Genomic DNA, 4,777 nt, shown 5'->3' with positions numbered 1-4,777 from the left:
AACTTGAATGACGCGCCAGAGAAGGCCAGCCGCCCCTATGACAAGGACCGCGACGGCTTGGTCATGGGTGAGGGCGCCGGCGTCATCGAGCACGAGGACGCCGGCGCCCTCACCCATGACGAAGCCGTCGCGGTCCTTGTCATAGGGGCGGCTGGCCTTCTCGGGCGCGTCGTTGAAGTTGGTCGACATAGCGCGGCAGGCGATGAAGCCGGCGATGCCGATCGGCACCACCGAGGCCTCGGCCCCGCCGGCCACCATCACGTCGGCGTCGCCGTACTTGATCAGCCGCGCGGCGTCGCCGATCGCGTGGGCGCCGGTGGCGCAGGCGGTGACCACGGCGTGGTTGGGGCCCTTGAAGCCGTGGCGGATCGACACCTGGCCGCTGGCCAAGTTGATCAGCGCCGAGGGGATGAAGAAGGGGCTGACCCGGCGCGGGCCCTTTTCGTGCAGCTCGATGGCGGTCTCGGCGATGGTGCCCAGGCCGCCGATGCCCGATCCGATGATCACGCCGGTGCGCTCGCGGTCCTCGTCCTCGGTGGGCGCCCAGCCCGAATCCTTCACCGCGTCGTCCGCCGCGGCGATGCCATAGAGGATGAAGTCGTCGACTCGGCGCCGGTCCTTGGGCGACAGCGTCTGGTCGGGGTCGAAGGAGCCTTCGATATCGGGGCCACCGCCGCCTCGGCCGTCCACCCGGGGGACCTCGCACGCCACCTGGCAGGCATAGTCGCTGACGTCGAAGGCGCTGATCCGTCCAGCCCCGGACTGGCCGGCGAGGAGCCTCTTCCACACCAGTTCTGTCCCCTGCCCCAGTGGGGTTACGAGACCGATCCCTGTGACGACGACACGACGCATGGCGCACCCTCAAACGAAAACCGCCGCGGCTTCGGGTCAGGCCCTAAGCGACGCGGCGGTTGAATTCTCAAGCAGGATCAGCGCTTAAGCGCCCAGCCGCTCCTGAATGAACTTCACGGCGTCGCCGACAGTCTGGATGTGTTCGGCGGCGTCGTCCGGGATTTCGATGTCGAATTCTTCTTCGAACGCCATCACCAGCTCGACGTTGTCGAGGCTGTCGGCGCCCAGATCATCGATGAAGCTGGCCTTGTCGGTCACCTTCTCCGGATCGGCGTCGAGGTGTTCGATGACGATCTTGCGGACGCGTTCGAGGACTTCGGACATAGGGTAGGTCCCTCAAGGATTAGTCAGATTGTTGCATCGGCGACGGAGACGGTGAAGTCAACCGCCGCTTCGGATGATGTGGAATTCGGGCCGCCGCCTAGCATGATCCCCCGCCGCTTGGCGAGCCTCAGATCATCGCCATGCCGCCGTTTACGTGCAGGGTCTGGCCGGTGACGTAGGCCGCCTCGTCGCTGGCCAGGTACGCGCAGGCCGCCGCCACGTCGGCGCCGACGCCCAGCCGGCCGGTCGGGATGGTCGCCAGGATTTGCGCCTTCTGCGCCTCGGTGAGCGCCTCGGTCATCGGGCTGTTGATCATCCCCGGCGCCACGCAGTTGACGGTGATTCCGCGCGTCGCAACTTCTTGCGCCAAGGCCTTGGAAAAGCCAATCATTCCCGCCTTCGAAGCGGCGTAGTTCACCTGCCCGGGGTTGCCGGTGACACCGACCACGGAGGTGATGGCGATGATCCGCCCGGCGCGGCGGCGCATCATCCCCTTGATGGCCGCGCGGCTGAGCCGGAAGTAGCTCTCCAGGTTGACCTTCAGCACCGCCTCCCAGTCCTCGTCCTTCATCCGCAGCAGCAGGCCGTCCTTGGTGATGCCGGCGTTGGCCACCACGATGTCGAGCGGCGCGCCCGCCGCCGTCTCCGCCGCCTCGACCAGCCCGTCCACCGCCGCGCCATCGGACAGATTCGCCGCCGCCACCGAGACGCGCTCGCCCAGGGCGCCGGCCAGATCCCGCAGGACGGACTCACGGGTGCCGGAGAGCACCACATGGGCCCCCTGGGCGTGCAGGGCCCTGGCGATCTCGGCGCCGATGCCGCGGGTGGCGCCGGTGACGAGCGCGGTCTTGCCGGTGAGGTCGAACATGGCGGCTCTCTACTAAAGGGACTTGGCGAAGGCTTCGAGATCGGCCGGGGCGTTCAAGGGGACGGCCTCGGCGTCCGGGGCGATCCGCTTGACCATCCCCGACAGCACCTTGCCGGTCCCCGCCTCGGCGAAGCGGGTCACGCCGCCCTCCTGCACCAGCCACAGCACGCTCTCACGCCAGCGGACCCGACCGGTCACCTGCTCCACCAGCAGCCGGCGGATGACCTCGGGGTCGTGGGTGGGCTTGGCGGTGATGTTGGTCACCAGCGGCGCCCGCGGGGCCAGGATGGCGGCGGCGGCCAGGGCTTGCGCCATCTCGTCGGCGGCGGGCTGCATCAGCGGACAGTGGAAGGGCGCCGAGACATTCAGGGGTATGGCGCGGGCGCCCAGCGCCTTGGCCGCCTCAATCGCGGCGTCCACGGCGGCCTTGGCGCCGGAGATCACCACATTGCCCTGGTTGTTGTCATTGGCCACCACGCAGACTCCGAACTCGGCGCCGGCTGCGGCCGCCTGTTCCGCCAACGCCACGTCGGTCTTGGGTCCGATCAGCGAGGCCATGGCGCCGGCGCCCACGGGCACGGCGCGTTGCATGGCCTGGCCGCGCAGCTTCAGCAGGCGGGCGGTGTCGGCGACGCTGATCGCCCCCGCCGCCGCCAGCGCCGAATATTCGCCCAGGCTGTGGCCCGCCACGAAGGCCGCCCGCTCGACGCCCACGCCGAACTCCCGTTCCAGGGTGCGCATGACCGCGAGGCTGACCGCCATCAGGGCCGGCTGGGCGTTCTCGGTGAGGGTGAGCTGATCCTCCGGGCCCTCCCGCATCAGGCGCGACAGGTTCTGGCCCAGGGCCTCGTCGATTTCCTGGAACACCTCCCGCGCCGAGGCAAAGGCCGTCGCCAGGTCGGCGCCCATGCCGACCGCCTGGCTGCCCTGGCCGGGGAAGAGGAAGGCGAGGCTCATCGGGACGCTCCGGCTCTATCGATTCCGAGGCGCGAGGGTTAGGGGATAAGAAAAGCCGCGACAAGGCGGGGAGAACCAAGATGCGGGCGGTCGTCCGGCGCAACCGGCAGCTGGTCTGCGACGAGATCGCCGAGCTGACGCCGGCCGAGGGCCAGGTGCTGGTCAGGACCCTGGCCTGCGGGATCTGCGGCTCGGACCTGCACGCCCTGCATCATATGGAGCATATGATCGACCTCAGCCGCCGGGCCGGCGGCATGGGTTCGAACTTCGATCCCACCGCCGACACCGTGTTCGGGCATGAGTTCTGCGCCGAGATCCTCGACCACGGCCCGGGCTCGGCCAGGACCCTGAAGGCTGGGACCCGGGTAGTCAGCATCCCGGCGACCCTGACCGCCGGCGGCGTCGAGCTGCTGGGCTTCTCCAACCGGCTTCCAGGCGGCTTCAGCGAGCGGATGCTGCTGAGCGAAACTCTGGTGCTGGAGGTCCCCAACGGCCTGCCCACCGACCAGGCCGCGCTGACCGAGCCCTTCGCAGTCGGCGCCCATGCCGTGGCCAAGGCCCGCCTGGACAGCGATTCGGCCAGCCTGGTCATCGGCTGCGGCCCGGTGGGCCTGGCGGTTATCGCCGCGCTTAAGGCCTCCGGCCACGGCCCGGTGATCGCCGCCGACTTTTCGCCCCGGCGGCGTGCAGCGGCGGAACGGCTGGGCGCCGACGTCGTCATCGATCCGGCCGTGGAGTCGCCGCACGACCGTTGGGAAGCGCTGGGGGTGCCCAAGGCCAGGGCGGCCCAGGCCGTGGTCCGTATGATGGGCGGCCGTTTCGGACGGCCGGTGATCTTCGAGTGCGTCGGCTCGCCGGGGGTCCTGCAAAGCCTGATCGAGGCGGCGCCGGCCGGGGCCCAGATCGTGGTGGCCGGCGTCTGCATGGAGACCGACCGCATCGAACCGTCGATGGCCATCACCAAGGAGATCGAGTTGACCTTTGTGCTGGGCTACACCCAAGAGGAGTTCGCCGCCACGCTGCGGCAGCTGTCCGAAGGGGTGATCGACGTCTCGCGGCTGGTGACCGGCACGGTCGGGCTCGATGAGGTGGCCGCCGCCTTCACCGCCCTCGGCGACCCCGAGGCGCACGTGAAGATCCTGGTCGCACCCTGATATACTCAATCTGGGGGAAGGATCGCCGAAGAAGGCCGCGACTCCAGGTTTCCAGACCGAGTCTGCTAGAAATTCGCATGTGTCGGATCGAGCGCGGTGAGGGTGAACCGGGAGATCGGAAGTCCGTCGTTAAGACTACCGGTACCTCCCGTGTACTCGCGCCAACGCAGCGACTCGCTTAGATATATACTTTGGCGTCAATTTGAGATGATAGGACGTTTCTGGTGGCACAACACTTGCTAGATGCTGAGCGGACACAAGCCGCACTGTGCCAATCCTGGAATGAGGCGGCTGGTCGTCAAATGAATAGTAAACATCAGCAAACTAACTTGACACTGACGTAACGTGGTTCTAAAGGACCATTCTCAATCACGGGCGAAGGCTGCGGGTGCAACTGGAAGTATCCTCAAGGTGTTCGACACACCAAAGAGGCGACCGACCGGTAAAGTCCCAGTTGCTGCCAAGACGTATTGCTTCACTCGTTAGACCCATTTCACCTTTTGCCCTGGGGCGACCAATGAACGTTCGCAACATCCTCCTCGCCGCCGCCACCATGTCGGTGGTCGGTTCCGCCGCCTTCGCTCAGGTCGCGACCGCGCCGTCGGACGCTGTGGTGCTGGCG

General features: G+C 67.7%; 5 protein-coding genes. 1 reads left to right on the top strand and 4 read right to left on the bottom strand.

The features are described from left to right. The 4 genes from ACLL81_RS13845 to fabD form a co-directional block, all read right to left on the bottom strand. Positions 1 to 852: beta-ketoacyl synthase N-terminal-like domain-containing protein (locus ACLL81_RS13845; protein ID WP_411288941.1), on the bottom strand; the 852-nt coding region annotated here is incomplete at its 3' end. An 84-nt stretch (positions 853 to 936) separates the two neighbouring features. Further along, a complete protein-coding gene (locus ACLL81_RS13840) occupies positions 937 to 1,176 on the bottom strand; it encodes an acyl carrier protein (protein WP_411288940.1) in 240 nt (79 codons plus the stop codon). A 127-nt stretch (positions 1,177 to 1,303) separates the two neighbouring features. Beyond that, entirely contained in the window at positions 1,304 to 2,044 is a 741-nt protein-coding gene (gene fabG, locus ACLL81_RS13835) for a 3-oxoacyl-[acyl-carrier-protein] reductase (protein WP_411288939.1), read from the bottom strand. Between the two features lie 12 nt (positions 2,045 to 2,056). After that, the gene (gene fabD, locus ACLL81_RS13830; protein ID WP_411288938.1) at positions 2,057 to 3,001 is read right to left on the bottom strand and encodes an ACP S-malonyltransferase; all 945 of its coding nucleotides are present in this window, start codon (positions 2,999 to 3,001) and stop codon (positions 2,057 to 2,059) included. 80 nt (positions 3,002 to 3,081) lie between these two features. Here fabD and ACLL81_RS13825 point away from each other — a divergent pair, with 80 nt between their 5' ends. Beyond that, positions 3,082 to 4,155 carry a zinc-binding dehydrogenase gene (locus tag ACLL81_RS13825; protein ID WP_411288937.1) on the top strand — a complete coding sequence of 358 codons (1,074 nt, stop codon included), beginning with the start codon at positions 3,082 to 3,084 and terminating at the stop codon, positions 4,153 to 4,155. Positions 4,156 to 4,777 lie beyond the last annotated feature (622 nt).

This window comes from Phenylobacterium sp., assembly GCF_046590535.1.
Taxonomy (GTDB): Bacteria; Pseudomonadota; Alphaproteobacteria; order Caulobacterales; family Caulobacteraceae; genus Phenylobacterium.
This window is presented reverse-complemented; position numbering and strand designations above follow the sequence as displayed.

Bases quoted from the DNA above. Each gene is read 5' to 3' on its own strand.
- fabG (WP_411288939.1), bottom strand. From the start codon at position 2,044: ATGTTCGACCTCACCGGCAAGACCGCGCTCGTCACCGGCGCCACCCGC.
- ACLL81_RS13840 (WP_411288940.1), bottom strand. From the start codon at position 1,176: ATGTCCGAAGTCCTCGAACGCGTCCGCAAGATCGTCATCGAACACCTC.
- ACLL81_RS13825 (WP_411288937.1), top strand. From the start codon at position 3,082: ATGCGGGCGGTCGTCCGGCGCAACCGGCAGCTGGTCTGCGACGAGATC.
- fabD (WP_411288938.1), bottom strand. From the start codon at position 3,001: ATGAGCCTCGCCTTCCTCTTCCCCGGCCAGGGCAGCCAGGCGGTCGGC.